We start from the raw sequence: 252 nt of genomic DNA, 5'->3' as shown, positions 1-252 counted from the left end.
ACTTCAATCGCCCAAGCTACCATTTCCTTATCTTCCTTGGTCATGGAGCCGAAGCCCTTCTGATGCGGGAATCTGCCGTACGATACCAGCTCGCTGACGGTAAGCCCTTCGGGTGCGGTCGGATTTTGCGGTAAAATAGCCAATTCTTTCGCTACTTCCTTCGTCGTCCGCTGGTGAATCGATTTGCCGTCCAGGTACACTTGGCCGCCTTTAATTTTCATAATCCGGGCAAGTGATTTCAGGATCGTGGAT

Annotated in this window: 1 protein-coding gene; it reads right to left on the bottom strand. The window is 51.2% G+C overall.

Annotated features, from left to right (window positions below; genetic code table 11):
* Positions 1-252: ATP-binding cassette domain-containing protein (locus tag KVT27_RS25535; RefSeq protein WP_217582267.1), on the bottom strand; the 252-nt coding region annotated here is incomplete at both ends.

The organism is Lysinibacillus sp. GbtcB16, assembly GCF_019091145.1.
Classification (GTDB): Bacteria; Bacillota; Bacilli; order Bacillales_A; family Planococcaceae; genus Lysinibacillus; species Lysinibacillus fusiformis.
Note: the sequence above shows the minus strand (reverse complement) of the source record. Positions and strands in the feature narration are given on the sequence as shown.